The sequence below is a fragment of the Marinobacter piscis genome (assembly GCF_007671655.1).
Lineage (GTDB): Bacteria > Pseudomonadota > Gammaproteobacteria > Pseudomonadales > Oleiphilaceae > Marinobacter > Marinobacter piscensis.
This window is the reverse complement of record NZ_VCGX01000002.1, coordinates 355607-380887: the sequence shown is the minus strand read 5'-3', so window position 1 is coordinate 380887 and position 25281 is coordinate 355607. Positions and strand designations below refer to the sequence as shown.

General features: G+C 53.7%; 23 protein-coding genes and 1 pseudogene. 9 read left to right on the top strand and 15 right to left on the bottom strand.

What is annotated here, in order from left to right; all coding sequences use genetic code 11:
* Positions 1–122 precede the first annotated feature (122 nt).
* Positions 123–545: pseudogene (locus FFI95_RS07485) on the top strand (J domain-containing protein); the annotation flags it as partial.
* Positions 546–560: 15 nt separating this feature from the next.
* On the opposite strand, the gene FFI95_RS07480 reads toward FFI95_RS07485, so the two are convergent.
* The 4 genes from FFI95_RS07480 to FFI95_RS07465 all read right to left on the bottom strand — a co-directional run bounded on the left by FFI95_RS07480 (position 561) and on the right by FFI95_RS07465 (position 3723).
* Complete coding sequence (locus FFI95_RS07480) at positions 561–1541, bottom strand: bile acid:sodium symporter family protein (RefSeq protein WP_144821802.1); 981 nt, start codon at positions 1539–1541, stop codon at positions 561–563.
* A 3-nt stretch (positions 1542–1544) separates the two neighbouring features.
* A complete protein-coding gene (locus FFI95_RS07475) occupies positions 1545–2222 on the bottom strand; it encodes a FadR/GntR family transcriptional regulator (RefSeq protein WP_144821801.1) in 678 nt (225 codons plus the stop codon).
* Between the two features lie 136 nt (positions 2223–2358).
* Positions 2359–2631: a YebG family protein gene (locus tag FFI95_RS07470; RefSeq protein ID WP_144821800.1), complete on the bottom strand. Its 273-nt coding sequence runs from the start codon at positions 2629–2631 to the stop codon at positions 2359–2361.
* A 123-nt stretch (positions 2632–2754) separates the two neighbouring features.
* Positions 2755–3723 carry a beta-ketoacyl-ACP synthase III gene (locus FFI95_RS07465; protein WP_144821799.1) on the bottom strand — a complete coding sequence of 323 codons (969 nt, stop codon included), beginning with the start codon at positions 3721–3723 and terminating at the stop codon, positions 2755–2757.
* Between the two features lie 184 nt (positions 3724–3907).
* Between FFI95_RS07465 and FFI95_RS07460 the strand changes: the two genes are divergently transcribed.
* Positions 3908–4981, top strand: coding sequence for an NAD(P)H-dependent flavin oxidoreductase (locus FFI95_RS07460; RefSeq protein WP_144821798.1), 1074 nt, complete (start codon positions 3908–3910; stop codon positions 4979–4981).
* A gap of 10 nt (positions 4982–4991) precedes the next feature.
* Here the strand turns inward: FFI95_RS07460 and FFI95_RS07455 are convergent, their stop codons facing one another.
* On the bottom strand, positions 4992–6203 hold the full coding sequence (locus FFI95_RS07455) for an esterase/lipase family protein (RefSeq protein ID WP_144821797.1): 1212 nt from the start codon (positions 6201–6203) through the stop codon (positions 4992–4994).
* A 184-nt stretch (positions 6204–6387) separates the two neighbouring features.
* Between FFI95_RS07455 and FFI95_RS07450 the strand changes: the two genes are divergently transcribed.
* The 3 genes from FFI95_RS07450 (at position 6388) to FFI95_RS07435 (ending at position 8236) form a co-directional block, all read left to right on the top strand.
* Positions 6388–6792, top strand: coding sequence for an antitoxin Xre-like helix-turn-helix domain-containing protein (locus FFI95_RS07450; RefSeq protein WP_144821796.1), 405 nt, complete (start codon positions 6388–6390; stop codon positions 6790–6792).
* Positions 6792–7487: an RES family NAD+ phosphorylase gene (locus FFI95_RS07445; RefSeq protein WP_144821795.1), complete on the top strand. Its 696-nt coding sequence runs from the start codon at positions 6792–6794 to the stop codon at positions 7485–7487. Before FFI95_RS07450 ends, FFI95_RS07445 begins: the two co-directional genes overlap by 1 nt.
* Positions 7488–7783: 296 nt before the next feature.
* The gene (locus FFI95_RS07435; RefSeq protein WP_144821794.1) at positions 7784–8236 is read left to right on the top strand and encodes a DUF4175 domain-containing protein; all 453 of its coding nucleotides are present in this window, start codon (positions 7784–7786) and stop codon (positions 8234–8236) included.
* A gap of 39 nt (positions 8237–8275) precedes the next feature.
* On the opposite strand, the gene FFI95_RS07430 is transcribed toward FFI95_RS07435, so the two are convergent.
* Genes FFI95_RS07430 through FFI95_RS07420 form a run of 3 tightly spaced genes read right to left on the bottom strand, consistent with a single transcriptional unit; the run spans position 8276 to position 11280 of the window.
* Positions 8276–10501, bottom strand: a complete 2226-nt coding sequence (locus FFI95_RS07430; protein WP_144821793.1) for a PepSY domain-containing protein — start codon at positions 10499–10501, stop codon at positions 8276–8278.
* 18 nt (positions 10502–10519) lie between these two features.
* Positions 10520–10993 (bottom strand): DUF2271 domain-containing protein, encoded by a 474-nt coding sequence (locus FFI95_RS07425; protein WP_144821792.1) that lies wholly within the window; start codon positions 10991–10993, stop codon positions 10520–10522.
* A complete protein-coding gene (locus FFI95_RS07420) occupies positions 10990–11280 on the bottom strand; it encodes a PepSY domain-containing protein (RefSeq protein WP_144821791.1) in 291 nt (96 codons plus the stop codon). Before FFI95_RS07420 ends, FFI95_RS07425 begins: the two co-directional genes overlap by 4 nt.
* Before the next feature lie 168 nt (positions 11281–11448).
* Between FFI95_RS07420 and FFI95_RS07415 the strand changes: the two genes are divergently transcribed.
* Genes FFI95_RS07415 through FFI95_RS07405 form a run of 3 tightly spaced genes read left to right on the top strand, consistent with a single transcriptional unit; the run spans position 11449 to position 14785 of the window.
* A complete protein-coding gene (locus FFI95_RS07415; RefSeq protein ID WP_144821790.1) occupies positions 11449–12114 on the top strand; it encodes a response regulator in 666 nt (221 codons plus the stop codon).
* The gene (locus tag FFI95_RS07410) at positions 12104–13441 is read left to right on the top strand and encodes an ATP-binding protein (RefSeq protein WP_144821789.1); all 1338 of its coding nucleotides are present in this window, start codon (positions 12104–12106) and stop codon (positions 13439–13441) included. The genes FFI95_RS07415 and FFI95_RS07410 overlap by 11 nt, the downstream gene beginning before the upstream one ends.
* A 57-nt stretch (positions 13442–13498) precedes the next feature.
* The gene (locus FFI95_RS07405) at positions 13499–14785 is read left to right on the top strand and encodes a ferredoxin reductase family protein (protein ID WP_144821788.1); all 1287 of its coding nucleotides are present in this window, start codon (positions 13499–13501) and stop codon (positions 14783–14785) included.
* A 7-nt stretch (positions 14786–14792) separates the two neighbouring features.
* On the opposite strand, the gene FFI95_RS07400 is transcribed toward FFI95_RS07405, so the two are convergent.
* The 3 genes from FFI95_RS07400 to FFI95_RS07390 all read right to left on the bottom strand — a co-directional run bounded on the left by FFI95_RS07400 (position 14793) and on the right by FFI95_RS07390 (position 18868).
* On the bottom strand, positions 14793–15989 hold the full coding sequence (locus tag FFI95_RS07400; protein ID WP_246069448.1) for an MFS transporter: 1197 nt from the start codon (positions 15987–15989) through the stop codon (positions 14793–14795).
* 88 nt (positions 15990–16077) lie between these two features.
* Positions 16078–17565: a flavin-containing monooxygenase gene (locus FFI95_RS07395; RefSeq protein ID WP_281288515.1), complete on the bottom strand. Its 1488-nt coding sequence runs from the start codon at positions 17563–17565 to the stop codon at positions 16078–16080.
* 40 nt (positions 17566–17605) lie between these two features.
* Complete coding sequence (locus FFI95_RS07390; protein ID WP_144821786.1) at positions 17606–18868, bottom strand: tyrosine-type recombinase/integrase; 1263 nt, start codon at positions 18866–18868, stop codon at positions 17606–17608.
* 717 nt (positions 18869–19585) lie between these two features.
* Here FFI95_RS07390 and FFI95_RS07385 point away from each other — a divergent pair.
* The gene (locus tag FFI95_RS07385) at positions 19586–20143 is read left to right on the top strand and encodes an NADPH-dependent FMN reductase (protein WP_144821785.1); all 558 of its coding nucleotides are present in this window, start codon (positions 19586–19588) and stop codon (positions 20141–20143) included.
* Between the two features lie 46 nt (positions 20144–20189).
* On the opposite strand, the gene FFI95_RS07380 is transcribed toward FFI95_RS07385, so the two are convergent.
* The 4 genes from FFI95_RS07380 to FFI95_RS07365 all read right to left on the bottom strand — a co-directional run bounded on the left by FFI95_RS07380 (position 20190) and on the right by FFI95_RS07365 (position 25280).
* On the bottom strand, positions 20190–21116 hold the full coding sequence (locus FFI95_RS07380; RefSeq protein WP_144821784.1) for a pirin family protein: 927 nt from the start codon (positions 21114–21116) through the stop codon (positions 20190–20192).
* A 29-nt stretch (positions 21117–21145) separates the two neighbouring features.
* Positions 21146–22885, bottom strand: a complete 1740-nt coding sequence (locus tag FFI95_RS07375) for an isocitrate/isopropylmalate family dehydrogenase (RefSeq protein WP_144821783.1) — start codon at positions 22883–22885, stop codon at positions 21146–21148.
* 41 nt (positions 22886–22926) lie between these two features.
* The gene (locus FFI95_RS07370) at positions 22927–24387 is read right to left on the bottom strand and encodes a malate:quinone oxidoreductase (protein WP_144821782.1); all 1461 of its coding nucleotides are present in this window, start codon (positions 24385–24387) and stop codon (positions 22927–22929) included.
* Positions 24388–24830: 443 nt separating this feature from the next.
* On the bottom strand, positions 24831–25280 hold the full coding sequence (locus tag FFI95_RS07365) for a helical membrane plugin domain-containing protein (protein ID WP_218975807.1): 450 nt from the start codon (positions 25278–25280) through the stop codon (positions 24831–24833).
* Position 25281 lies beyond the last annotated feature (1 nt).

The window sequence follows — 25281 nt, the reverse complement described above, 5'->3', positions numbered from 1 at the left end:
TGAAACAGTTGTTGTTTTTGATGTCCTTACTATCGTAGTTGACTACATGCCGTTTGTCTCTCAAAAATGTAATGAATGCACGGGGGAGTACGCCTGATATGACAAACTCCACAGAGAGGGAGCTTGATACGACTGAGAACCAGGTTGTCCGGGAGGTAATAATTCAGGTTAAAGCGCTTCTGAATGATTCTGGCAGAAGCAAAGATGCGGGAATCTGGAAAGCAATCCTCTGCGAGCCACCCGCCGATAAGCCGCCTTTACGCCAGGAAATTGCCCGGCAACTGGAGCCACGCCTGCGACCCATGGCAGAAAATGGCAGTTTGCCGGGGCCGGTTACCGGTTTTCTGGGGGAGTGGTTTGACTGGCACAGCCTGCAAGATGTCACATTCCAGGAAGAAGAACAGGATATGTCTGGTGCAGACAAGGACAGTGAGCCTCTGGATTCCGAAGCACCGCAAATTGTTAATTTCTGGCCTGCGGTCATAGGCTGGATTGTCGGCCTTATTATACTGGCCATTCTTTTTGGTGGCATGGGAGGAGGCTGACCGGCGCGGTGCTTATTACCGGAGAGTGGTTATTCTGTCCCGGTATTTCTCGGCCAGCACAGCGCCTACAATAATCTGAACCTGGTTGTAGCACATGATTGGCAGGACGATCATGCCAAACCCCGGATGCCCGGAAAAAAGCACCTTGGCCATAGGCAACCCGGAGGCCAGACTCTTCTTGGAGCCACAGAAAACAACCGCTGCTTCATCTTCCAGGCTGAACCCGAACCTGCGTACCAGAAACCTCGCAAAGAACATGAATACCGCCAGCAGCCCGATACACAGAACAATGGTGAGCACAATAGCTCTGACAGGCAGGTTCTGCCAGAGACCACTTTCAACTGAGTGTGAAAACGCAGAGTATACAATCAGCCAGATCACCCCTTTGTCGTACCGTGTCATCAGGTTCTCGTTTCGCGCAAGATAACCTCCGATCAGTGGGCGCATGGCGTGTCCGATCCCGAATGGCAGTAATAACTGCAACACAATGTCTTTCAATGCCTCGCCTACGGCGAAGTTCCCGTCGCCCGCGGAACTGACCAGCAACAACAACAGAAAGGGCGTCAGCATCATTCCAAAGACGTTGGAGGCCGCGGCGCTGCAAATAGCAGCCGGTACGTTACCGCGGGCGACGGCCGTATAAGCTATGGAAGAAGAGACTGCAGAGGGCAGCACCCCGAGATAGAGAAATCCAAGCCCCAGATCCGCCGGCATCCATGAGGGCGCAAGGCTGCTGATGCCATTAATGGGAAGAACAATGAGCGGGAAGAAGCCGAAGGTGAGCGCTGTGATCAGTATGTGCAGCTGCCAGTGAGAAGCTCCGGCAACAATTTGCTCCCGTGAGAGTGCGGCGCCGTGGAAAAAGAAGAGCAGGGCAACCGCGACCGTTCCCGCAGTTGCCAGTGCGTTGCCTGCCGTGCCTGTGGCCGGCAGAAAGGAAGCCAGGGCAATAGCGCCAAGCAGAAGAAGTGTAAAGGTGTCAGGACGGAACCGCATTGCTCAGGGCTCTCTTTTACGCAGGGCAATAAGGCTGGGGGCAAGAAGATCCCGGGCCAGTTTTTCTGCTTTTTCCGGATCCTGGCGGCGGATAGCCGCGAGCAAAAGCTCATGGTCTTCCTGTGAGGGCTCCGGTAAATCCGCGTCGTTTTCAGTGCGCTCGATTGTTTCCGTAATGGCATGGGAAAAATAATCATACAACTCAGTCAGCGCTGAGTTGTGGGAGGCAGCGACGAGAGCATGATGAAACGTCTCGTCGTGACGAACGCGTTCGGCAAGTGAGTTATCGGCTCTGCCCCGGGCATCCAGCGCCGCCGTCATGGCGCGAATGTTCGGATCGGTTCGCCGCAGTGCAGCCAGTTTTGCCGCTTCGGTTTCCAGCATGATGCGCACCTCCAGCTGATCTGTAAGCTGTGTGCGGGCTATGCGCCTGAGGGTCTCGCCGGCATCACGGGTCGCTCTCACATAAGTGCCGTCTCCCTGCCGGGTTTCCAGCATGCCTGCGTGTGCCAGTACCCGCACCGCCTCCCGCACAGTATTACGACTTACTCCCAACGCGTCGGAAAGCTCAGATTCCACGGGTAATCTGTCGCCAACCTGCCACTGCTGGTTTTCTATTGCGTGTCTCAGGCTTTCTATGGCGGTTTCTACCAGCGAGCCTTTCTGAATTCGCTTGAGCATTGGTTTTCACCCGGTTAACCGATCATCCACTTAAATGGTCATCCAATCATCCTATGATTTTAGGCGAATAAGAAAATTAAATACAGTAACAAAGTGAGAAGGTCAGATTGTCCGGGCCGAAGGCCCGCTGCCCGGATTATTCCTGAGCAGCGTTCAGAAGCCCCGGTTTTTTGAGCGCTTTGTGGAAGAGGTCTTTGTCTTCGGCAATGGCCATGGCACATTTTTCCGCCATATCTTCGCCCAGCCCCTCAACTTCACGAATGAGGTAAACCTGAATTTCTTCCGCCAGCTCCAGTACTTTATCGCGGGCATCGGCCTCTGCTTTTGATGTGAAAAGCATGGTATCCGGATTTTTTAATGCCATATCCAGGCCGTCCCTATCAGAAAAATAAACTGCTTGTACTGCCATGGTTGTTCCTCGCAGTGAATGCTTGCTTTACTGTATAAAAAAACAGTATAGCGAATTCGCACAGAGAAATACACCCGAATGCAGGCAAAGCAGTGTTACGGGACAGTGCGGAAAGGGCGTCAGTCAGTAACGCAGCAGCGCCGAGCCCCAGGTAAAGCCACCACCAAAAGCTTCAAGCAGGACGACATCGTTGCGTTGGATACGTTCATCCCGCACCGCCACGTCGAGTGCCAACGGAATAGACGCGGCAGATGTGTTGCCGTGCTTATTGACCGTCACCACAACCTGATCCATTGCCATGTTCAGTTTTCTGGCAGTAGCGGAAATAATGCGCAAGTTCGCCTGGTGGGGAACCAACCAGTCGATGTCAGACTTTTCCATCTGGTTGGCGCTAAGGGTTTCATCAACAATCTTTCCCAGAGTGTTTACGGCAACCTTGAACACTTCGTTACCCTTCATCTCCACAAAGGCTTCTCCGGCTTTAACCCGGTCAAACCCATCCGCAATGCCGCAGGGCACATGAAGCAGTTCTTCGTATTGGCCGTCGGCATGAATATGGGTAGAAAGAATTCCGGTTTCTTCAGAGGCTTCAAGCACAACGGCGCCGGCCCCGTCTCCGAACAGCACACAGGTGCCCCGGTCTGACCAGTCAATAATCCTGGAGAAAACCTCGGCACCTATCACCAGTGCCTTTTTGCTGCTTCCGGTTTTTATGAACTTGTCGGCCACTGAAAGGGCATAGACAAAACCACTACACACCGCCTGTATGTCAAAAGCGGGACAGCCCTGAATACCCAGTCGGGCCTGGAGAATGCAGGCGGAGCTCGGGAATATTTTGTCTGGAGTGGAGGTTGCGAAAATAATCAGATCAATCTCGCTGGTATCAATGCCCGCCGCTGCAATCGCTTTTCGTGCAGCGGGCTCTGCCAGATCAACTGTTGTCTGGCCATCCACGGCAATATGTCGTTGCTCAATGCCGGTGCGTTCACGGATCCAGGCATCCGTGGTATCCACCGTCTTTTCAAGGTCTTTGTTGGTAACAATATTGTCTGGTAAATAAGAGCCGGTGCCGGCAATGCGTGCAAAGGTCATTCGCAAAAATCCCACGGTGTGTCCGATTGAGGAGCTGTATCTACTCCCTGGCTTTAGACCATGCTATACCTCTGAACCATTGTCTGTTATTAGCTGTTTGTCAAAGACGCTGTCTAAAACACTTGAAGCACCGGCTTTTTTCCGACAATGTTTGGGCCAGAACCGGGGTATTACAGGAGTTACTATGCCGTCATCCGACTCTATGCTGAAGCGTACAGGTATTCGTTATCCCATCATTCAGGCGCCTATGGCCGGGGTCTCCACACCCGGGCTGGCAGCGGCTGTAACCAATGCAGGCGGGCTGGGCTCGTTAGGGATAGGCGCCAGCTCTGCCGCAAAGGCCCGGGACATGATTGAACAGACCCGGGCACTTACAGCCGGGCCGTTCAATGTGAATGTGTTCTGCCACAAGCCGGCGCGCCGTGATGAAAGCGCAGAAGCGTCATGGCTGCGGTATCTGTCTCCGTTGTTTGAGGAAGCAGGTACTGTACCCCCGGATTCGCTTAGTGAAATCTACACATCATTTGTAGAAGACACTGAAACTCTGAACATGTTGCTTGAAGCAAAGCCTGCGGTTGTCAGCTTCCATTTCGGCCTTCCCTCCGCCCAATGCATTGCACGCCTGCAGGAGGCCGGGATCTATACATTGGCAGCAGCAACATGTCCGGCTGAGGCTGCGATGATTGAAGCCGCTGGCGTTGATGCCATTGTGGCGCAGGGTATTGAGGCCGGCGGGCACCGGGGAGTGTTCAACCCGGATGCTCCGGATGAAGGCTGGAGCACGATGGTGCTTGTTCGGGCTCTTTCAGGTCAGACAAAGCTTCCGATCATCGCCGCAGGTGGAATCATGGATGGTTTTGCAATGAAAGCCGCTCTGGAGGCAGGCGCAGCAGCCGTACAGCTCGGCACCGCGTTTGTGTTGTGCCCGGAGTCATCCGCAAACGCTGCCTACCGGGACGCACTGAAAAGTGAGAAAGCTGCGCAGACCCGTTTAACCAAGGCACTGTCCGGCAGGCCGGCACGTGGGATAGTCAACCGGCTGATCTCATTCGGCGAGGCAAACGATAGCCCGGGGCCTGCAGATTACCCGGTGGCATACGATGCGGCCAAACGCCTTAATGCTGCTGCTTCAAAAAAGGGTAATCACGAATTTGCAGCCCACTGGGCAGGCCAGGGGGCGCCTCTGGCACGGGAGCTGCCAGCGGCCGAACTGGTTTCATTGATTATGCAGGAAAGCGGTATGCAAAGGGGCGGCTAGCGACCGCCCGTCAGGCCAGCCATTCGAGAACCTGATCATGGACCACTTTGTTGTCGAGCAGGTCCAGGTGATTCAGGTTCTCGAACACCCGGCAGTCTTGCGGGCGTATGGAGAGCCTTTTTAGCTCATCACGATGATGGCCTTTGGCGCTGTCCAGCCGCACCAGGAGATCACCTATTATAGCACTGGTGAAATCGGTTGTTTTATTGCCAACGGCAGCGGCAATGAAGAAGTGGCGGGTGCCTGCAGGCAATGGCACAGGCTTGCGAGCGTCCGGAGAAAAATCGTCCGGGTTGATACCTTCCCAGTCTTCGTCCAGAAGGTTACCGTGGCGCAGGTCTTTGATGCCGGCGCTGGTATGCTGTCCCAGGGCGAAAGGACGGGCATAGCGGAACTTTTTCATGGTGGATGTCAGCAAATGACTCGCTTTCGCCAGAGCTGCGCCATGGTGCGGAGAGCCAAGGTAAACCGCTTTCTTCAAATGGTCGATCCAAGACAATTCAGGTTCACTGGCATACCAGCAGGCACTGCGGATAACCAGCCCACCCATGCTATGGCCGACCAGAATTAATTCCTCAACATCTACCGGCCAGGCTTCAATCATATTCTGAAGTTGTTGGCTTAACTCCCTGCCATTAATGGAAATATGCTTTCCGGTATTGTAAGTCAGGTACAGCGGGGTGATGCCGTGCGCACGCTCCAGTTCGGTCCCCAGATTGCCCTCATTATGGCCTTTCCAGTAGTCATGCGAGAGGCACAGGCCATGGACCAACACCACGAGACGGGAGCTGGCACCGGGTAATCTGGCACGGATATGTTCTGAATCAGACTGTACTATTTCCCCCCGGCTGTTCCGGAAGTGCATGTTTATTGCCAGGGGGTTATTGCTCGCTTCGAGATGATCCCCGCACACTCCGTTCAATGCAGCCGCAACGTTCATGTTTTGCGGTGCGGGTGAACGCGTATCCTCCACAGCAACTGTATCAAAGGACATATCCACCCCTTTCTGTAGCAAGGACAGGGTCGATTGAATAACCCGATACGTGTGCCCTTGCGGTCCCTGAGGCTCTTCAGGTGTCACGCCTACAATATCCCGCAACCGGTTCAGAGGGTTAACCTCGCGGACAATCGTGCGATGAGTCTGTTCCGTAATCCGGGTAACACCACGGGTAACATCCAGAAGCAGCCTGGCGGAGCCGTGCACCGACCTGATGGATACCATTTTGACGTACTCCCCAATAAAGACTCAGGGCGCATTAACCACGCGCTGCACCCATTATCCGGCAAAACCGGGCTTTCGCCTATGGCTGCCGCTACATCAGAGCCGGGCAGATCAGCAGTGTCAATTTTGATCGAATGATTCTATATTGTTCATATGTGAACATCGTTAAGCAGTGGGGTGCGTCATGACAGCGGTTATTGAGCGAAAGAGTGCAGAGAGTGATCGCGAGGCCGAGAAAGGCCGCGTCGCGCTTAAAGGGTTCTTTCGGATTACGGACGAATGGGGCTGTACCACTGAGGAGCGGAGCAGACTGCTTGGAGGTCCCTCCAGAACTACACTCTATAACTACGCAAAGCTCAAGCCGGTCAAGCTTTCCCGGGATACAATGGAACGCATCAGTTATATCCTGGGCATCTACAAGGCTTTACAGCTGTTGTATCCGACCCATGAACGAGCAAACCGAAGAATTCGCCTGAAAACGTCGGATATACCTTTTTGTGGCAAATCAGCCATGGAGTTCATGACCCAAGGCTCCATGATGAACCTGATGCTGACCCGTCAGTATTTCGATGCCAAACGAGGGTGGTAATGTTCGCCACCCCGCCGTTACATCGTCCCGAATGGGAAACCTACCGAATCATTCCCAGTCATTACCCGCCGATTGATCTTTTCGAGCGCATCTATGAGCCAGACGAATTTGAACTGGCGTTTGAGATTGAAAGCATGACCAACCCCCGACTGCTCGACGAAGCAGGGGATATCCGGTTGGTGCAACCCGGCGACCGGATCAGTGGCCCTGGCAGCTCACCTGTCATGGCATCGTTCACGCATATTGGGTTTGGAAGCCGTTTTGCAGATCGGCACTTTGGAGTGTACTACGCTGCCAGTTCGCTGGAAGGTGCTATTCGCGAGACGGTTTTTCACAAGGAGCGGGAAATGGCAGCCGCCAACGAAGATTCGATTGCGCTGACTATGAGGGCTTACATAGGCTCCGTAACCATGAGTATGCACGATATCCGCGGACCTGAGTTCAACGATCTGCATAATCCGGATGCGGACGATTACAGCTTAAGCCAGACGTTTGCGAGCCGATGGCGAAAAAAAGGTTCAAATGGACTGGTGTACAACAGCGTTCGCCATCCCGGCGACGAATGTATCGCAGCTTTTAAGCCGAAAGCGGTTTCCATACCCGTACAAGGACCGCACCTGAAGTACTTCTGGGATGGTGACAAGCAACGTATCACTCATTGGGCGGAAATAGGGGAGGCGCATTCCCTGCGCTAAACTGAAATCAGCCTGATTGATAAATACTCCGGGATTTTCAGCAAGAATTCAGTTTGGTGCGCGATAGTATCAAACGTTATAGCGATATATCCGCGTAGTTTCGGCTAGTCAGGCTGGCTTCAAATTCAGTTATTTTACAGGGGAAGGTTCCGACGTTAGAGTCGAGTGAAAGTGACGAAATCATCTGGAAATTCACCCAGGAAAGCATTGAGTTTGCCTACAACGTACCGGGCCACTATCAGGCAGGTATGCATGGAAATGTTAAATTTAAGTAATACTGTAAAGAGAGGTTCGCAATGAAGCGCTTTACCAAAATAATTGCAATATCTTTAGTTATGGCCACACCTGTCGCCCTGGCACAGGGAGCAGGAAATCAGCGGGGGCCTGGCGCTATGATGTCGCCGGAACAAATGCAGCAAATGCATCAGAACATGTCTCGTATGCAGGAAATGGGACCCAGGATGCATGAAAGTTCCGGGAAAAACCGACAAAAACTCATGTATCAGCATATGGGGCAAATGCAAGAACATATGCAGATGATGCGTGGCGGAATGATGAATCACCGGGGGTCGGGCCATCACCAGGGGATGATGAGTGGCCAGGGCATGCAGGGGAATTCAGGCCAGGGCCAATCCACCCGCAACTCAGGGGATCGTATTGAGCTAATGGAAGAGCGGATGGATCAGATGCAGCTGATGATGGAGCAAATGCTGAAACATCAGCAGGAGCTGCAAAAGTCACTGGAATAATTCACTGACCATACCCGGGGACCTGATCACGGTCCCCGGTCAATACACATCTTCCAGGTATCGCCCGTTGGTTTTCAGTGTTTCTACATCCAGGCCCAGCGGTTTGAGAATTGATTCAAATACCTGTTTTACTCCTGCGGCCATGTCCCGGCCGCCGCACACCAGAACCTGGGCACCTTTCATAACCAGCTGTTGCAGTGCGATTTCATCAGCAATAATGGCATCTTGCACATACGCTTGTTCCGACGATCGGGAAAAGGCAGTATTCAGCCGGGTAAGCCGTTGATCATTCAAATATCGGCCAAGCTCTGGCTGATAGAGAAAATCCGATTGCCGGTTACGACCGCCCCAATAAAGGTACATGGGGTTGCGCTCGGTATTTTTCCGGATGAAGCCGGCAAGTGGCCCGATTCCAGCGCCAGCGCCCACGAGAATAATGGGGGTTGCGCCGCCCGCAGGACGAAAGCCCGGGTTTTTCTGGATAAAGCCGCGAATCCGGTCGCCTGGTTCAAGGCTGTGCAGGTAGCCTGAACAAAGGCCATTTGTCTGTTTACGGACACAGATTTCCAGTACCCCATCCGTTGCTGAGGATGCCAGGGAATAGAACCGGGCTGCGTGATCCCCGGGAGGGGCAACTCCGAGCAGATCACCCGCCTCAAAATCCGGCAGATTTTTACGATTTCGGACCATCAGTCTCTGCAGAAAACCTGTGTTATCCTGCACCGGTTTGAACCGTAATATAGTAGTGGGTGCATTTACTGCAACGCCGTAGTCCACGCGCTCGATAAGCTTAAACCCGAAAGCGACAGCGGGTGCAGGGTTATGGGTCAGCTCCAGTGAAATACCCATATGCTCACTGATGGACTCACCCCATTCCCGGAATTGCTGCGCGGAACCGCAATTAATCCGGGTAACGGGTTGCATTTGTTTTAACCCCTTCTTGCAGAGAGCCGCATCCACATCCTGCGCGTACTGGCAGAATTTCGGGAATTGCCGGTCGCCAAATCCGAGAACCACAAATTCCAATCCGTCATTCGCCTTGAACGATTCAAGCCGGGTCATAAACTGGCTGGCAGAGGAGGGCGCATCACCGTCACCATAGGTGGATGTGAGAACGAAAAGTACGGAAGCTTGCGGATAGCATTCCGCCAGGTCATTCATTGGCGCGCAGTACACTTTCTTTCCTGCCTGGTTGAGCTTGTCCTTAAGGTCTTTCGCGAACCCCCAGGTGGAGTTGCTTTCAGAACCCACGAGCACAACAACATCTGCCGCGTCTACAGGGGCATTTTTACCCAGGTGTACGGCTGAGGAGCGTCGTTTCCACCAGATCTGCAGGCCGGTAAATGATAGCGCCGGCACGGTCAGTGCTGCTATTCCGAGGATCAGACCTAACCACCACAAGCCTTCACCCGTATGCAGGCGAACCATCCAATGCTGAAACTGGTTGCCAGCCGAGCGTGACTCATACTGCAGCAGTTCTCCGGTTGACTGATCAATGAACCCGGAGCCTCGAGTGGTGCTCAGCGAATAGACATCTTTGGGGTCATCCGGATAGGGAAAGACCAGCTCACGCAGTTCATTGACATCTACGCTCTTTAGCGCGCTCAAAGAGTCCGCCGGCGCCGGTGTGCCGCCTGAGACTTGCGCCGGAAACGATGGCTCTGTATTGGCACCTTCCGGCAACAAGCCAAACCTGATGGCAGACATGTAGGTGCCAGTCAGTGCCGACAGTAGTAAGCCAATTATCGCAAACCGTGCCAGTTCAGCATGAATCCGCGGACTACCTGAACCTGAAATGGGCCGTAACACAGACTTCCAGCCCCCCAGACGCCGGGCCAAAAGGAACATGCCAGACAGACAGATCAAGACCATCAGCGCTGCGAGGATTCCTGCCAATACCCGCCCGGTATCATCAAACAGAAATGACCGATGCAAGTTCTTTACCCAGCGCAACCAGGCCGCTGGCTGATAGGGGGCAACGCCTTCTCCAGTCAGGGGATTAACTTTATCCGCACCTGGCTGGCCATTGCGGCTGTAATAAACGACGACTTCGCCGGAAAGAGAGCGGGAGATTTGTTCGGTATCCGGGTAATGCTCCAGTACGCGGCCGGCGAGCTCGGCCGCGTTCAATTCGCCCGCTGCGGGGACAATCGAGGCCGACCGCTCAAGTGCCGGCACTATGGACAAGACAGCTCCGGAGGTCGCCAGCACCACTAATAACAATGCGGCAACCAATCCAGGCAAACCATGGAGTTTACGCAACATTAATGTGTCTCCCGTCGGTTACTTGAGGTTATAGACAAAGGACTGGACATAGCCACGGCCAGAAACCGTCTTGCCAGAGCCCTCAGTGGTCAGAGGTACAACCACATCCGAACGGTTGTCACGCATGTCTTCAACAGCGGTATCAACACGAACCTGGTAACCGGAATCAATCAGTGCGTCATCAAGTTCCAGGGTCACTTTCAGGGCGCGGCCGCTGGTTACACTGGCGCCGGTCAAGCCGTCGTATTCAGCTCGATTCAGACCACTGCCTCGCGCCCAGTCCCGCAGGTGCTTGTAATATTTGTTTTTCTCACCAGCAATCCAGAGGGTGCCCTGGTAAGTGCCATTGGCATCGGTGAGGTAGAGCGCCAGGTAAGCTCCATCACCACCATAGCTTTTCAACTGCGTGTTAAAGGTGACTTCCCGGGCCTGCGCATAAGCCGGTAACGCCATTACCGTCGCAAGTCCCAGTGCAAACAGAATCTTTTTCATGATGTAATCTCCTCGTCGTCGTCTTCCCGCTCTATGTCCATCAGCTCAAAGGTTGCCGGAGAGTACTCGGCTTCCACGCGATACCCATTCGGGTGCCTCCCTTTAACCTCGTAACAACCGTCATCCACCTTGATGCGGAACACCTTCCATCCTTCGGCTTCCAGTTGCTTTCGCAGATTTTCCCGGGGTTGCCATTGGGCAACCGGGTCATCACAGTCATCATCAGCCAGGACGTTTCCACTCATAAGCAGTAATGAAACGCTGATAACAATGGGTTTGAGTTTCATAGCGTGTCTCCAATTGAATCCGTTCAATCAACCTTAAGACTCTTACCTGACACTGACCTGAACGAGTTGTCAGGTGACAGATTGGCAGGAAGGTTATCTAGGGCATTCAGGCTGCTGTCAGGTGCGGCCTGTAGTATCTTTGAGTCGTGATCAGTTAAAGGTGACAACATGCGGATACTGTTGGTTGAAGATACAACCGGGCTGGGCGAGGCCGTGCGGGATCAGATCAGTGAAGATGGTCATGCAGTTGACTGGGTAGAGAGCCTCGGTTTTGCTGAAAGCAGCGTAAAAACCACCGAATACAACCTGATTCTGCTCGATTTGATGCTGCCGGATGGCCACGGTTTTGATTTTCTGAAGAAGCTACGCGCCGCCGGTGATGTAACTCCCGTCATTATTCTGACGGCCAGAGATCAGGTGTCAGACAGGATTGCAGGGCTGAATGCCGGTGCCGACGATTATCTGATTAAACCGTTTGATTTGTCGGAGTTGTCAGCAAGAGTGGCAGCAGTAGCACGGCGGTACCGAGGCAACCCGAATCCCGTTGTGCAGGTTGGCGACTTTGATGTGGACCTTCGTGATCATCGCATCAACCGTAACGGCCAGCCCGTGGAGCTCACCGCCCGGGAGTGGGCGCTCTTTGAGGGCTTTTTGCAGCGACCGGGAATCCTTTTATCGCGCGCTCAGCTTGAAGACCGTCTGTACCAATTCGGAGCCGAAATTGAGAGTAATACCATAGAAGTTTATATCAGTCGCTTGCGCAAAAAGCTGGGACGGGATGCCATCGTTACCGTCAGAGGTATGGGATATCGTTTAGAGTCTTATGACCACTAGAACCAGCTTACAGAAAACACTTGGCACCTGGCTGACCCTCGGGGTGACGTTACTCTGGTTGCTGGGCGTTATTGCTTCCGGAGTCATTGCGCGACATGAAATGAATGAAGTTTTTGACAGCGCCCTGGAAGAGACCGCGCAGCGTATCCTGCCATTTGCGGTGACTGATATTCTGAACAGAGAAAGCGAGACAGGCAGTCAGCGGGCATTGACGCTGAAAGAACACGACGAGTACCTCACCTACCTGGTCCGCGACGCATCCGGCGAGCTACTGCTGCAATCCCACGATGCAGACCCCCACGTTTTTGGTGCCAAACCTCAAGAAGGGTTCACCGATACGCCAACTCACCGTATATATGGGGAGGGGGCGATCAGCGATACTCTGTTCATTGAGGTAGCCGAGCCCCTGGACCACCGTCGTGAAGCCATACTGGATACCACCCTTGCATTGCTTACGCCACTGATACCTCTGATCCCTATCAGCCTGATTGGGGTGTGGTGGGTGATAAAGCGCTCGCTTCGTCAGGTGGTTGTACTGCAGCAATCAATAGAAACCCGTGGTGGTAGCGACCTTTCTCCGGTAGTGGTAGAGCGCCTGCCAAAAGAGTTTGAGCCTACCATGGTTTCGGTTAACCGCTTATTGGAACGCTTGCGCAGGGCACTTGAAACAGAGCGAAGTTTTACCGCAAACAGCGCCCATGAGTTGCGAACACCACTGGCAACGGCGTTGGCCAAGCTCCAGCGATTAAGGACCGAAACCCGGGATGCCGGAGTTAGAGCACGAGCCGGCGAAATAGAAGAATCGCTTCGCGCTTTGTCCAGGTTGTCGGAGAAGTTGCTGGAACTGGCGAAGGCCGAAGGGGCCAGTACACTGTCCGAACAGGACAACGACCTTGTGCCCATCCTGCAAATGATCGCCGACGACTACGAGCGTGAGGCACCCGGTCGCCTCCGACTGCAATTGCCAGACAGTCGCGTAATGTCATTACTCGATCCTGATGCCTTTGCCATCCTGGCAAGAAACCTGATAGAGAACGCACTCCGGCACGGTGATGCCGGCCGGCCAGTCAATATCAGCCTGACAGGTGTGGGTACCCTGAGAGTAGCCAATGCAGGTGAGATTGTACCGCCGGAAAAACTCGCCATGTTGCGCCACCGCTTTGTCCGCTCCGATACAAAAACACTGGGCTCTGGCATCGGGCTTGCCATAGTGGAAGCCATTGCCAGCGGCGCGGGTATGACTCTGAACCTCCGCTCACCCGCGTCAGGCCAAAGCGACGGTTTTGAAGCAGAAGTAAATATTGTCGTGCCGCACACAGACGTTTAAGGCTGGTGTCAGGTTAACCCTGCAGAATTCAAACAAACCCAAAACCGGAGTTTGTTTGTGCCTAACCTACGAACCAGTGTCACTCTTCTCTTACTTTTGGCGGCCCAGGTCAGCTTCTGGACGCCGGGGCTGAGCTATGAGCTGTTTCTGACACTCAGTGGCTATCTTGCCATCAACTTTATGTCCATCACCATGTTGCTGGCGACCCGGCCTCCATGGCTGGAGTCGCCGCTGGGTGGTCTGGACAGAATGTACCAACTGCATAAGTGGACCGGCATTCTGGCCGTTACTTTTGCGCTCTCACACTGGCTGATCGAAATGGCGGACGATAGCCTCGAAGCGCTGTTTGGCACCGATCGAAGCTTAAAAGAAGCTGATTTTTCGGGCCTGCTGGACAGCCTGCAGGATGGCGCTGAAGACCTGGGCGAGCCCGGACTGTATCTTCTCGCGTTTCTGGTAGTTATTACTCTCGTCCGATGGGTCCCGTATGGTTTCTGGCGGTACCTGCATCGGGTAATGCCACTGATTTATCTGGTACTGGCCGCCCATGCACTGTTGCTGGCCCCGCTCAAATGGTGGCAACAACCCACCGGTTGGCTGATGGCGTTATTGATAACGGGCGGTGCCGTCGCCAGCCTGCAATCGTTGACGGGGCAGATAGGAAAGAGTAGACGCTATAAAGGTCTGGTTCAGGCCGTGAAGCAGACATCGGCCAACATTACGGAAGTTGTGTGTGATATCGGCAACCAATGGCCTGGCCATAAGCCCGGACAGTTTGCCCTGGTAACGTTCAACCGCATTGAAGGAGCCCATCCTTTCACTCTCTCCAGTGCTGACACTGGCAGCGGACAAGTTGGCTTTCAGATCAAGGCATTGGGAGATTACACTCGCAAGATTCCGCAGCGGCTACGGAGTGGGCAGGCGGTTACGCTTGAAGGCCCTTATGGGCGTTTCGATCCCGGCCGTGGCCGAAAAAATGCACAGCAGATCTGGGTCGCCGGAGGTATTGGTATCACACCCTTTCTGGCTGCAATGGAAAGCCGGCTGACCACAACTGACCCGGAGTCTTCACCGGTTGCTCTTCATTATTGCACGTCGGGAGCGACGGAAGATCCGGTGGTGGCTCGCCTGCAGGATCTTGAGAAGCAACTTCCGGAACTGGCCCTACATATCCATGACAGTCGGCAAGGCCAGCGATTGAATGCAGACGGACTGCAAATCCAGAGCCAGAAAGTCGACATCTGGTTCTGTGGGCCGCAGGGCCTCGCCAAAGCCTTACGACGTGGACTGAAGAACCGTTCACTCTCGTTACAATTCCATCAGGAGGTTTTTGAGTTTCGTTGAGATCAGGTCAGCCATGAACAGGCTGTTTCTTTAGCTGATGTTGCGCTACCAGAAATATAATCAGGCCACCCACCGCGGTGGCCGAACCCACGTAACCGGTGACCTGCCAGCCCATGCCAGCGCTGATGGCCATGCCACCCAACCAGGGCCCGAGCGCATTGGCCAGGTTAAAAGCGGCATGGTGTGACGCTGCAGCCAGGGTTTGGGCACCGTGTGCCACATCCATCAGGTGAGTTTGCAGGGCAGGGCCCATGGCCACCATGAGTGCGACCAGAAAGCAGGCGATCAGGATGCTCCAGATAGAGCCTGTGGCCAGTGGAAACAGGGCCAGCATAACGGCGGCCCACAAAAGTATCAGCCCCACGCTTCGGAACTGGAACCGGTCAAACAGCCAGCCACCAAGCATGTTGCCAAAAAAACCGCCCAGGCCGAATACAAACAGGGCCACAGGAATCCAGAGAGGTTCTGCCTGAGTCACATTCAGCAGTGTTGGCGCCAGATAACTGAAAACACAAAACATGCCGGCAAAGCCAATGGAGCCAATCGCCAGTGGGTACCAGATTTGCGGCCGGTTAAACGCACGCAGCTCGCTCAGGGAGCTGTGGCGCACTTCGTCGCGGTTCAGAGGAAGAAAAACAGACACAAGAACCGTCGTCAAAGTGGCGATCAGTGCGACAAAAGCAAATGCATACCGCCACTCAAGGCTCTGCCCCATAATGGTGGCCAGCGGGTTACCGAACAATAGTGCCAATGCCAGCCCCATCATAATAAAGCTCACCGCCTTGGCTCGCTTATTGAGTGGCACCAGCGAAGCCGCCATCAGCGCCGCAACCCCGAAGTAGGCTCCGTGGGGCAGCCCGGCAACGAACCGTGAAATCATCAGTGTTTCGTAACTTCCGGCTACAGCGCTGGCAAAATTACCCACGGCGTAAAAGGCCATAAGCGCAATAAGCAGGTGTTTGCGAAACAGTTGGGCGCCAAACACCGCAAGCAGTGGGGCGCCAATGACAACGCCCAGTGCGTAGGCACTGATGAGGTGGCCAACCTGGGGTTCGGTAACGCCGAAATCCTGAGCCACATTGGGCATCAGCCCCATAATGGCGAACTCACCCGTGCCAATCCCGAAGCCACCCATGGCCAGGGAAAATATAATCAGGATGACTTTTTGCGGTGAATAATCCACGTCGGATGAGCGGGCAGACATGCAGCGACAGGCCTCGAGGGTGAAACTAAAGCCGGCCATTGTAGCTTAAGGCTGCCCCACATACGACCAGGTAAGGGTTACAGCGCACTTATCCGGACTCCACCTCGAAGTCCTGCAAATCCAGATTGGCAGTGGCCTTGCGGTAACTGAACGTGAACCCCGGCCAGTTGTTGGTGTTCTTTCCCGACGCTGTTTTATACCAGGAGCTACACCCGGCATCCCAGACACTTCCCTTGAGCTTCTCCTGTATACGTACCGAAAAGTCATCCTGACGTTCCGCTTTTACATGCAGATAGCGTCGTTCGGAACCCAACACCGCTTGTATGCCCTGAACGACGTACCGGAACTGCGACTCCAGCATGAAAAGAATCGAGTTATGGGCGAGGTTGGTGTTCGGCCCATAAAGAATAAACAGATTCGGAAAACCATTCACGCAGACGCCTTTATACGCTTCTGCGCCTTCAGCCCACACCTGGTTGAGCTCCCGCCCGTTGAGCCCGGTGATGTTCATGGGCGCAAGAAAATCAGTGGCTTTAAAACCGGTTGCATAAATAATGGTATCGACGTCATAACGAGTACCGTCTTTGGTAATAATGGCGTCTGGCTCAATGTGGTCGATGTCATTGGTAATCAGGTCGAGGTTATCCCGGTTAATGGCTTCATACCAGTCATTGGAGATGAGGATACGCTTACACCCAATAGGGTAGTCGGGGATGATGTTCTGGCGTTTTTCCGGGTCCTGGATTGTCCTGCGGGCAATCCACTGTGCCTGCCACTTGAAAATATTCAATATGAAGCTGAAGCGTGTGAATGCCAGCGCCCGGCTTTCGTTTTTCCAGTAAATTAACGCCCGGTACAGACGATCTGCTAGCGGGATCGCTTCAAAAACCCGCTTCTCCAGTCGGGTGAATGGCCGGTCTGGCTTCGGGATCACCCAGGCGCCGGAGCGCTGAAACAGCTTCAGTTCTTTTACGGAGGAAACAATCCGGGGCACAAACTGAATGGCGCTGGCGCCGGTTCCGACCACCGCGACCTTATCGCCGGTCAAATCATAGTCATGATCCCAGCGGGCGGAGTGAAAGACCTTACCTTTAAAACGCTCCATTCCTGCAAACCGGGGATAGGCAGGCTGGTTTAACTGGCCGGTTGCCGTGACCAGCGCACGTGTATAGACGGTGGTTCCATTCTTTGTTTTGACGGTCCACTGGGCATCCGCCTCGTTAAACGCGGCGGATGCCACTTCCTCTTTGAAGCGGATATGCTCGTGCAGTCTGTACTTGTGGGCACAGCGTTCAATGTACGCATGAATTTCCGGCTGGGCGCCAAATTTACGGCTCCAGTCACTCTTCGGCTCAAAAGAATAAGAGTAAAGGTGCGATTGCACATCGCAGGCGGCTCCCGGGTAGGTGTTGTCGCGCCAGGTGCCCCCAATGCTGCCTGCTTTTTCCAGAATGATGAAAGATCCAATGCCGGCCTTTTTCAGCTGAATAGCCATGCCCAGGCCGCCAAAGCCCGCTCCGATAATAACAACATCGATTAGCGGCGAACTGAGTGTCTTGTTATCTTTGTTGCTCACGCACACATCTCCGATACATAAATTATTCAATGTCAGACTGTTACACTTTACGACTCCGTCCCTCAATGCGTTTACGGGCCTGATCCGAGTTAACGTACACAGATTCTGTAAAAGCAGCACTGGCGTGGCCCAGTTCTTCACTGATATGCCGGATATCCGCACCGGATTCGATGGCCTGACTGGCACCGGTATGGCGCAGGTAGTGTGTTTCCGACCTGATAGCTTCTAACTGGTCGGCTTCTTCAGTGAAATCCTGATCACGCATCCGATCCACCGCAAACATGACCGCCTGTTCGTAAAGTCTCTGAATCTGCCGTTTGCCTAGTGCGTTGCCGTGGCTTGAAGGAATGATGGGATTGCGTTCGTTTTGTTCCGGCATGGCGCCAGACAAACCCAGATAGCTGCGCCAGCGCCGCAGGTAGGGCAGGTAGGCGTCCGGCAGGGTAACCGAGCGCGCTTTGTCGCCTTTACCAAAAACAAAACAGGACCAGTATTCTTCTCCCTGAATGACCTTGCGCCGGAAATCCCCGAAAACAGGCGTACGCAACACCCCATCTTCAAGCGGTCTTGGCGCAAGCTCGCCAACCCGCAGAAACAACGATTTCATGGTGACAATGATAAATAAATGCCGCTCATACCGCGGGTTTTGCGCAGCGGCGTCAGTCAGGGTTTCCAATATAAAAGACCATTGCCAGTCCGTCAGCCGGCGCACTTCGGTCTCTACATCGCTGGCCAGGCTGGCCTTTGCCTTACGGTCCCGCTTGCGCACTTCTTCAAGAGGGTTGGAAAGCAGGACGTTCCGCGATACCAGGAACCTGAAAAATGTCTGCAGTGCCGTGCGACTGGCATTCAGGCTTGCTTGGCTTGCGCTATACCGCGCATTCTTCTCCTTTGACCGCAGGGCAAAAGGGCGCCAGGCTTCATTGGGCGTGCGCAAAGTGCCTGAACCCCTGAAAGCCGCGAAAACTCCCGGGCTTATCCAGGATTCCGGCGGGGTTTTCAGGGTTTTAAAGTAGGCTGAAACCACCTCAGTATCTGTTTGCGAGAGGGTGCGCCCGGCGATCACCCAGAGGTAGTTGAGAAACCGCTGGATTTCGCTTCGAAATCGCGTAAACGTGCCTGCAACGTCACAATACCGCAGAAGAAACTGGCGACTGACTTCGTAGTCCTGCCGTAAAGTGGTCGCGGGCAGGGGCAGAGACTCGATAAAGCGTGGCACCGATGGATGGCAGTGAAAGTCGGACAGATCTTCGAGATACCGGGAGGTATCAAATAGCGGATGACCGGTAAACGCTCTGGACACGTGGATCCTTGATTAATCGGGACTTTGCAAAGAGAGTATAGTTTCAGATCAAAAATGTCCAATACTCTTAAATATTGGACATTATAGAGAGGGCGTTACTAAGGCATCTGGCGCCCGTTTTGGTTTTATTGCATGCACCGCCTGTGCCGGACGATTTGCGCATTAGCAACGCCATGCTGACCACTTTGTTGGATGTGTGCACCTGGAACTATCGTATCGGCTGCATAAAAATGAAGGACCGTTCGAGCTGCTACTTCGGGAATGTTCCAGATCGCTCGCCATTCGCAACGCTTGCTGCAAATACAACGGTACGATAGAGCCCGTCACATCACGCTGCCGCAATCATTTTGAGTACGGCTCCTTATATATGAAGAAAAGAGAACACAGGGTGTTGGTTTAATGAAGTATGCCAGCAGGACTGCCGTAGCTGTGGGCAGTATCGGTATACTGAGCTAGCCGCTTGTACGCACAGATGGTTGGAAGTTCAGACGCGTTGTAGCGAGCCTCGCTCCAGGGTTAACAGGCAAGTGCCGGATGGCAGACGGGCACACCTCTTATCTGAATATACTGCAACACCGCACTGCGCATAATGTATATTATGTTAAATATGGTATTTAATTATACAAAACACGCGGGTTCAGCCCCAGGCTTACATGGAACAGCTGGCCCTTGGGTGCTAGTCTCAAAGCTCAACTAAACGGGAAAAGGATAGCGTTTATGAAGCTGACCATCGTACTCACCAGCACTCGTCCTGGCCGTATTGGTAAATCCGTCGCCGACTGGTTTCATGAGTATGCCAAGTCGAACCCTGCCGGGTTTGAAGTCGGTTTTGCTGATCTCCAGGAGCTTAACTTGCCACTACTGGATGAGCCCAATCACCCGGCCATGCAGAAATACGAGCATGCGCACACAAAACGCTGGTCAGAGATCGTCGACGGTTCGGACGCGTTTATCTTTGTACTACCGGAATACAACTTCAGCGCGCCGCCCTCTTTCGTTAATGCCGTTGATTACCTCTACAACGAATGGAATTACAAACCAGCCGGTTTTGTGAGCTATGGCGGAGTTTCTGGCGGTATTCGTTCAACTGAAACTGCCAAGCACCTGCTGACGACAGTGGAAATGGTGCCGGTCAAGCAGCAGGTTATGATTCCGATGGTGGCGGAGCATGTGTCGGATGGCACCTTCACACCGGCGGAAATTCACGAAAAGAGCGCGCAGACGTTGCTGGAAACCCTGGCTCGCTGGGCGCAAGCGCTGCAAACCATGCGCTAGTCAGCCAAAGGCTGACCGCACGCTGATTGTTTTCCCTTTAGCCGGATCATTCCGGCAAAGGGATAAACTCTCTTTCATCGCCGATTACTTTCGGAAAAGTCCGGGCCTTCCAGTCCTTTTTCGCTTGTTCTATACGCTCGCGGCGGCTGGACACGAAATTCCATTCCACATAACGCTTGCCCAGGTTTTCACCACCAACGATGGCAATGCGGGACTCCCGTGTTGCTGTCAGCTCGATATCGGGTTTGTCTGATAAAACAGCCATCGCATGTTCGGGGATCTGTGCATCGCCTGTGCTTAGCTCGCCCTCAGCAATATAGATTGCCCGTTCATCGGCACCCGGCACAGTGATCTTTTGGCCGGGGTGCAAGTGAGCTTCTACGTAAAGTGTGTCTGCAAACGTTTTTACGGGCGATGTTACCCCATAAGCGCTGCCCATGATGACACGGATCGGAACTCCATCGACGTCAACGGCGGGTATATCAGCACTCGGGTAGTGATGAAAGGCCGGATCGGTTTCTTCATCGGCCTCAGGCAGCGCCAACCAGAGCTGAAGGCCGTTCAGCCGGTGTGCAGTCTCGGTCACTTCCGGGCGTTCACGCTCGGAATGGGTGATTCCACTGCCTGCCACCATAAGGTTTACATCACCAGGGCGAATTGGCTGAAGGCTCCCGAGAGAGTCCCTGTGTAGTATTTCGCCTTCAAACAGGTAGGTAACCGTAGCAAGATTGATATGCGGGTGTGGCCGCACGTTAATACCGTCACCAGCGGCGAAGTCCGCCGGACCCATATGATCAAAGAAAATCCAGGGCCCGACCATGCGGCGCTGCCTGGTTGGCAGCACACGCCTTACCGAAAAGCCACCCAGGTCCTTGTCGCGTGGCTCAATCAAAAGCTCAACCGTTTTGCACCCGGCTGGCTTTGCACAGTCCTGGTAAAAGGCTTCATCGGGTTTGAGAGTCTCGGTGCTCATTATGTGTCTCCGCTGTGCTGTGCATTACTTTATAATCGAAGCGCGCCTTCTATGGCGTTCAGGAATCCTGCCATATCCACCACCTGCTCCGAGTCCGGGTCAACGGTTTTTCCTTTCAGATCAGCAGTAACAACACCACTGTCGACAGTCTCTGTTAACGCTGCCTTAAGGTTAACGGCATATTGCGTCAGTGGCGCATTACCCTCGCGGTGGCCCAGAGTTTCCAGGGCGTTGGCAACGGCAAAAATCAACGCCGAGGGGTTAAAGTGGGCTTCGCGCCCTTCACTCTCCAGGTACGTCAGGTACAGATCATGGGCTGTGCCATGGGGTGCCTCAAACAGCATGGTGCCGTCTTTACTCTCAATGATAGAACTGGCTGTGGCCAGGCTGCCACCCAGAGCCGCCGAGATGTCGGAGAAGATATCGCCATCCAGGTTCTGGGATGGGTAAAGCGCATTTCTCGGGGGGTCCGAAATCATTTTCTTCAGCTGACTTGAAGGCCGCATAATCATGAACGACGGCGGTGGAGTATCTTCCAGAGCCAGTTTCCGGCGCACCTCAGTGATAACATCACTGAACACCTCGTCGTACTCCATGTATTCGCGCTTCAGGCCGAAGTAAACCTCTTTATCCTTGCGGGATGCGTCACGGAAGACCTGAGTGACCCAGTCTTTGATGGCCTGGCGGTCATTGGACATGAGCAGTATGGGGTCGCCCTTGCGCACGCGCCGTGCATGCTTTTCTTCACCATCAACGACAACCTTGAGCAGGCCGTCTTCCTGTGCCGGCATATTAAAGCTGCCGTACTGGTCACCACCGCCGGCGCTCATCCGCGAGATAGACACATGAGCACTGCGTGTCGGAATACCAAACCTGCGCAGCTCATTCACAAGCTTAAACAGTTTACGTCCGGTATTGTTATCGGGCACACCCCAAAGCGCGCGCTCTGGAGGATTAGCAACGATACGCGCAGCCTGGGCATCGATGAGTTCGTAGTTATAGCTAAGCCCCAGGTCCCCGACCTGTTTGCTATAGTGGTTCCGGTATACCTCTTCAATCACGGCACGCATAGCGCCATCGTAACCAGGGATAACCGTATCCTTGAGACCCAGGTAAATATCCCGCTTTTCATCGATCGCACGCTTAAAAAAATTGTGCGCCCAGGCTCTGATATCGTCCAGATCATTCGTCGCCAGCAGCCAGGGATCTCCTTTCCAGACACTACGGCGGTGGAGCTCAACCGGATCACCGCTGCTGCCAACAAACATGAGTTTCACCACGCCGGATGCATGTGCAAGCTGATTAAAGCTGCTTTTAATACCGCCAAACTCCATGGTTTCAACCTCAATATCCCGGTTAACCCATTCAGGCCGGCGGATCTTCAGGTTGCGAAACTGGATGTCTTCACGGGTAATGTTGCCACTGATACCTTTACGAATAGCGCCGTTCGGGGAGTTTATAGCCAGAGGATGAAGGGAGTCAGAGTCTACATCCGGATGCTTACGCAGCAACTCTTCCAGTTGCTGGCTATTGACGGTCATCCCGGCGTTTTTTACACCTACACCGTGGCGCTGGAGCGCATCAATTGCATCCGTCACAGCCTGACCATTGGTTAGCAACCGGTTTTCGGCAGACAGATCAATTTCCTCAAGCTTGATATCCAGGTGTGCGTTCACAAACTTCTCAAGTATCTGCTCAAATGCTACCTGAGCCATTTCATCGCCATGAAGGATAACCAGTGGCGACGTTACATTTATTCTGCTGTCCATAAATTACTCTCCCCCTATATAGATCGTATTGTGCGTTCCGATTAGGCCTGTGGCTCAGTGATTCCCAGCTGTTTGTTCACGGCATCGCGAATTTCCCGGTAGCGATCCGGGTTGTTAATCAAGGTGTCCAGGTCATCTTCGGGGAACATCTGGCGTTTCTTTTCGCGGGCGTCTTCTGTCACAAAAGCTGAAGGTAACAACTGTTCCAGGCAGCGCAGCATCACCTCGGGCGAAACTGAAGCGCCTGGTGATGCCCCCAGCAACGTCCCATAGGTTTTATCCTTGGACACAAGGATTTCTGTGCCCATCTGCAAATGCCGGTCTTTGATAATCTGTACCCGCTGGCCGGCATCGATCGGTTTCCAGTCAAAACGCTTACTTAACCCCGGAGCAAACTTTTCGAGTTCTTCAAACATGCTTTTTTCGCCCTTGAAGGTCTCTGAAATCAGGTATCTGACCAGGTCGGCATTCTGCAGGGCGACATTGAGCAGGCCGGGAATGTCGTGAAGACGGACCGAGCTCAGGTAATCGAAAAATCCACGGCCTTTCTCAAGAAGTGGCCTGAATGATGCAAAAGGACCAAACAGTAAATAATGCTTGCCATTCACCGCTCGCAAATCAAGATGCGGAACCGACATGGGAGGGGCGCCAACTTCGGCTTTGCCGTAGGTTTTGGCTTTGTAGTGGCGGGCCTGCTCTTCACTGATGGGCGCCTGCAGGAATCGTCCGCCCACGGGGAAACCAGTATACCGGTTCCGGAACGGCAAGTGACTTCGTTTCAGTATCGGGAAAGCACCGCCGCCGGCACCTACAAAGAGCACATCCGCTTTGTACTGTGCCGGCCCTTCTTTGCCATCTGTGCTGACAACCCATTGCCCGGTGGGGCTTCGGTGTGCCCTTTTTACGTGTGTGTCGTATTTAATAGTAACCCCGAGGCTTCGGGTTGCGTAGAGCGCCATCTGCTCTGTTAATGCGCCGAAATTTACGTCGGTACCGGTTTCAATCGAGGTGGCTGCCATTTTGTCATGGCGGGGTCGCTCATCCATGGCAAGGGAAATCCAGCGTTTGATTTCGTCGTAGTCTTCTGAAAACTGCATGTTTTCAAAAAAATGGTGCGCGGACATCTCCTCAAACCGCAACCTGAGTTCATCAATCGACGGCTCGTTAACAAGGGTGCAGTGTCGGGTCTGATTGATAAACGTGGACGGCTGTTTGATGGCGCCCTTTTCGATCAGATACGCCCAGAACTGCTTGGCAACGTTAAACTGTGCGTGAATTTTCAGGGCCTTATCAACGGAAATAACTTCGCCGTCGACGGGCGTATAGTTCAGCTCGCAGTTTGCTTCATGGCCTGTACCCGCGTTGTTAAATGCCCATGAGTTGCCTTCCCCGGCACCGCTCAGCCTCTCCAGAATGGTGATCTCCAGATCCGGGGCCAGCTCTTTTGCCAATGTGGCAAACGTGGTTCCCATAATGCCAGCGCCGATGATAACGATTTTCATAAAGCCCGCTCACCAATGTCAGATTTCTGATAGATGCCCCATAGAATAGCTCAACTCTGCATTCAGGGCTGTTATAAGATCATAACATATATAGAGTCAGGCACTTGCAGCCACAGTCAGTCCTGGCTTATCTTGCCTGCTGATTTCTGACCCTGACAGGAACCAAATTCCATGCCTTCAATCGACACCAACGAGCGCTACGTCGCAACCCCCGCCGGCAGTGTTTACGTTAAGAGGTGGGCACCAGCGACCGGATCTACTGCGTCTGACCAGAGCACCAAAAAATACCATGGCGAAAAGGCGGAATAGGTACTTCAGGCCTGGACGGGCACCTGGCTTTCAGGCGATCTTGATTCCAGAGGTGGTGATCGGGTTGGCTGTAGAAGTCCTGAGAAGTGCCCGGGCGGCACAGCGTTGCTGCATAGCCACCCGGCCCTGGCAGATTAATCCTCAGGCATTGGGGCGTGAGTTGCCCTGGACTGTCTTCCAAACTCGGCTGCGAGGTTGATCGCCATATTCAGACCACGCCGGGCATCCTCATCTTTGCTCAGTCGACGCAGGCTTTGCCAGATGGTGGGAGGAGTATCGTCTTGTGCGGCCTGGGCTGCCGCGTAACGCATGGCATTGCTGATTGCCCAGGCACCACCAATCCCTTCTTCATACAGTGCCATCAGTTTTTGCACCATTGCGTCGTCGGCCATCTCAATGACATCGGAGGTGGCTGCCAGCAGGTCAATGATGTTGTGCAAGCGCCTGCCCTGAATTAAGGGTGCTGCTTTCGTGATCAGATCCGACAAGCCGTCCAGTGTCGCCTGGTCCTGAAGTGCCGGAACGGTTTCCAGTAGCTGTTCAAGTGACTGGGTTTCTGCTGTTGTCATGGATTCGTTGCTCATC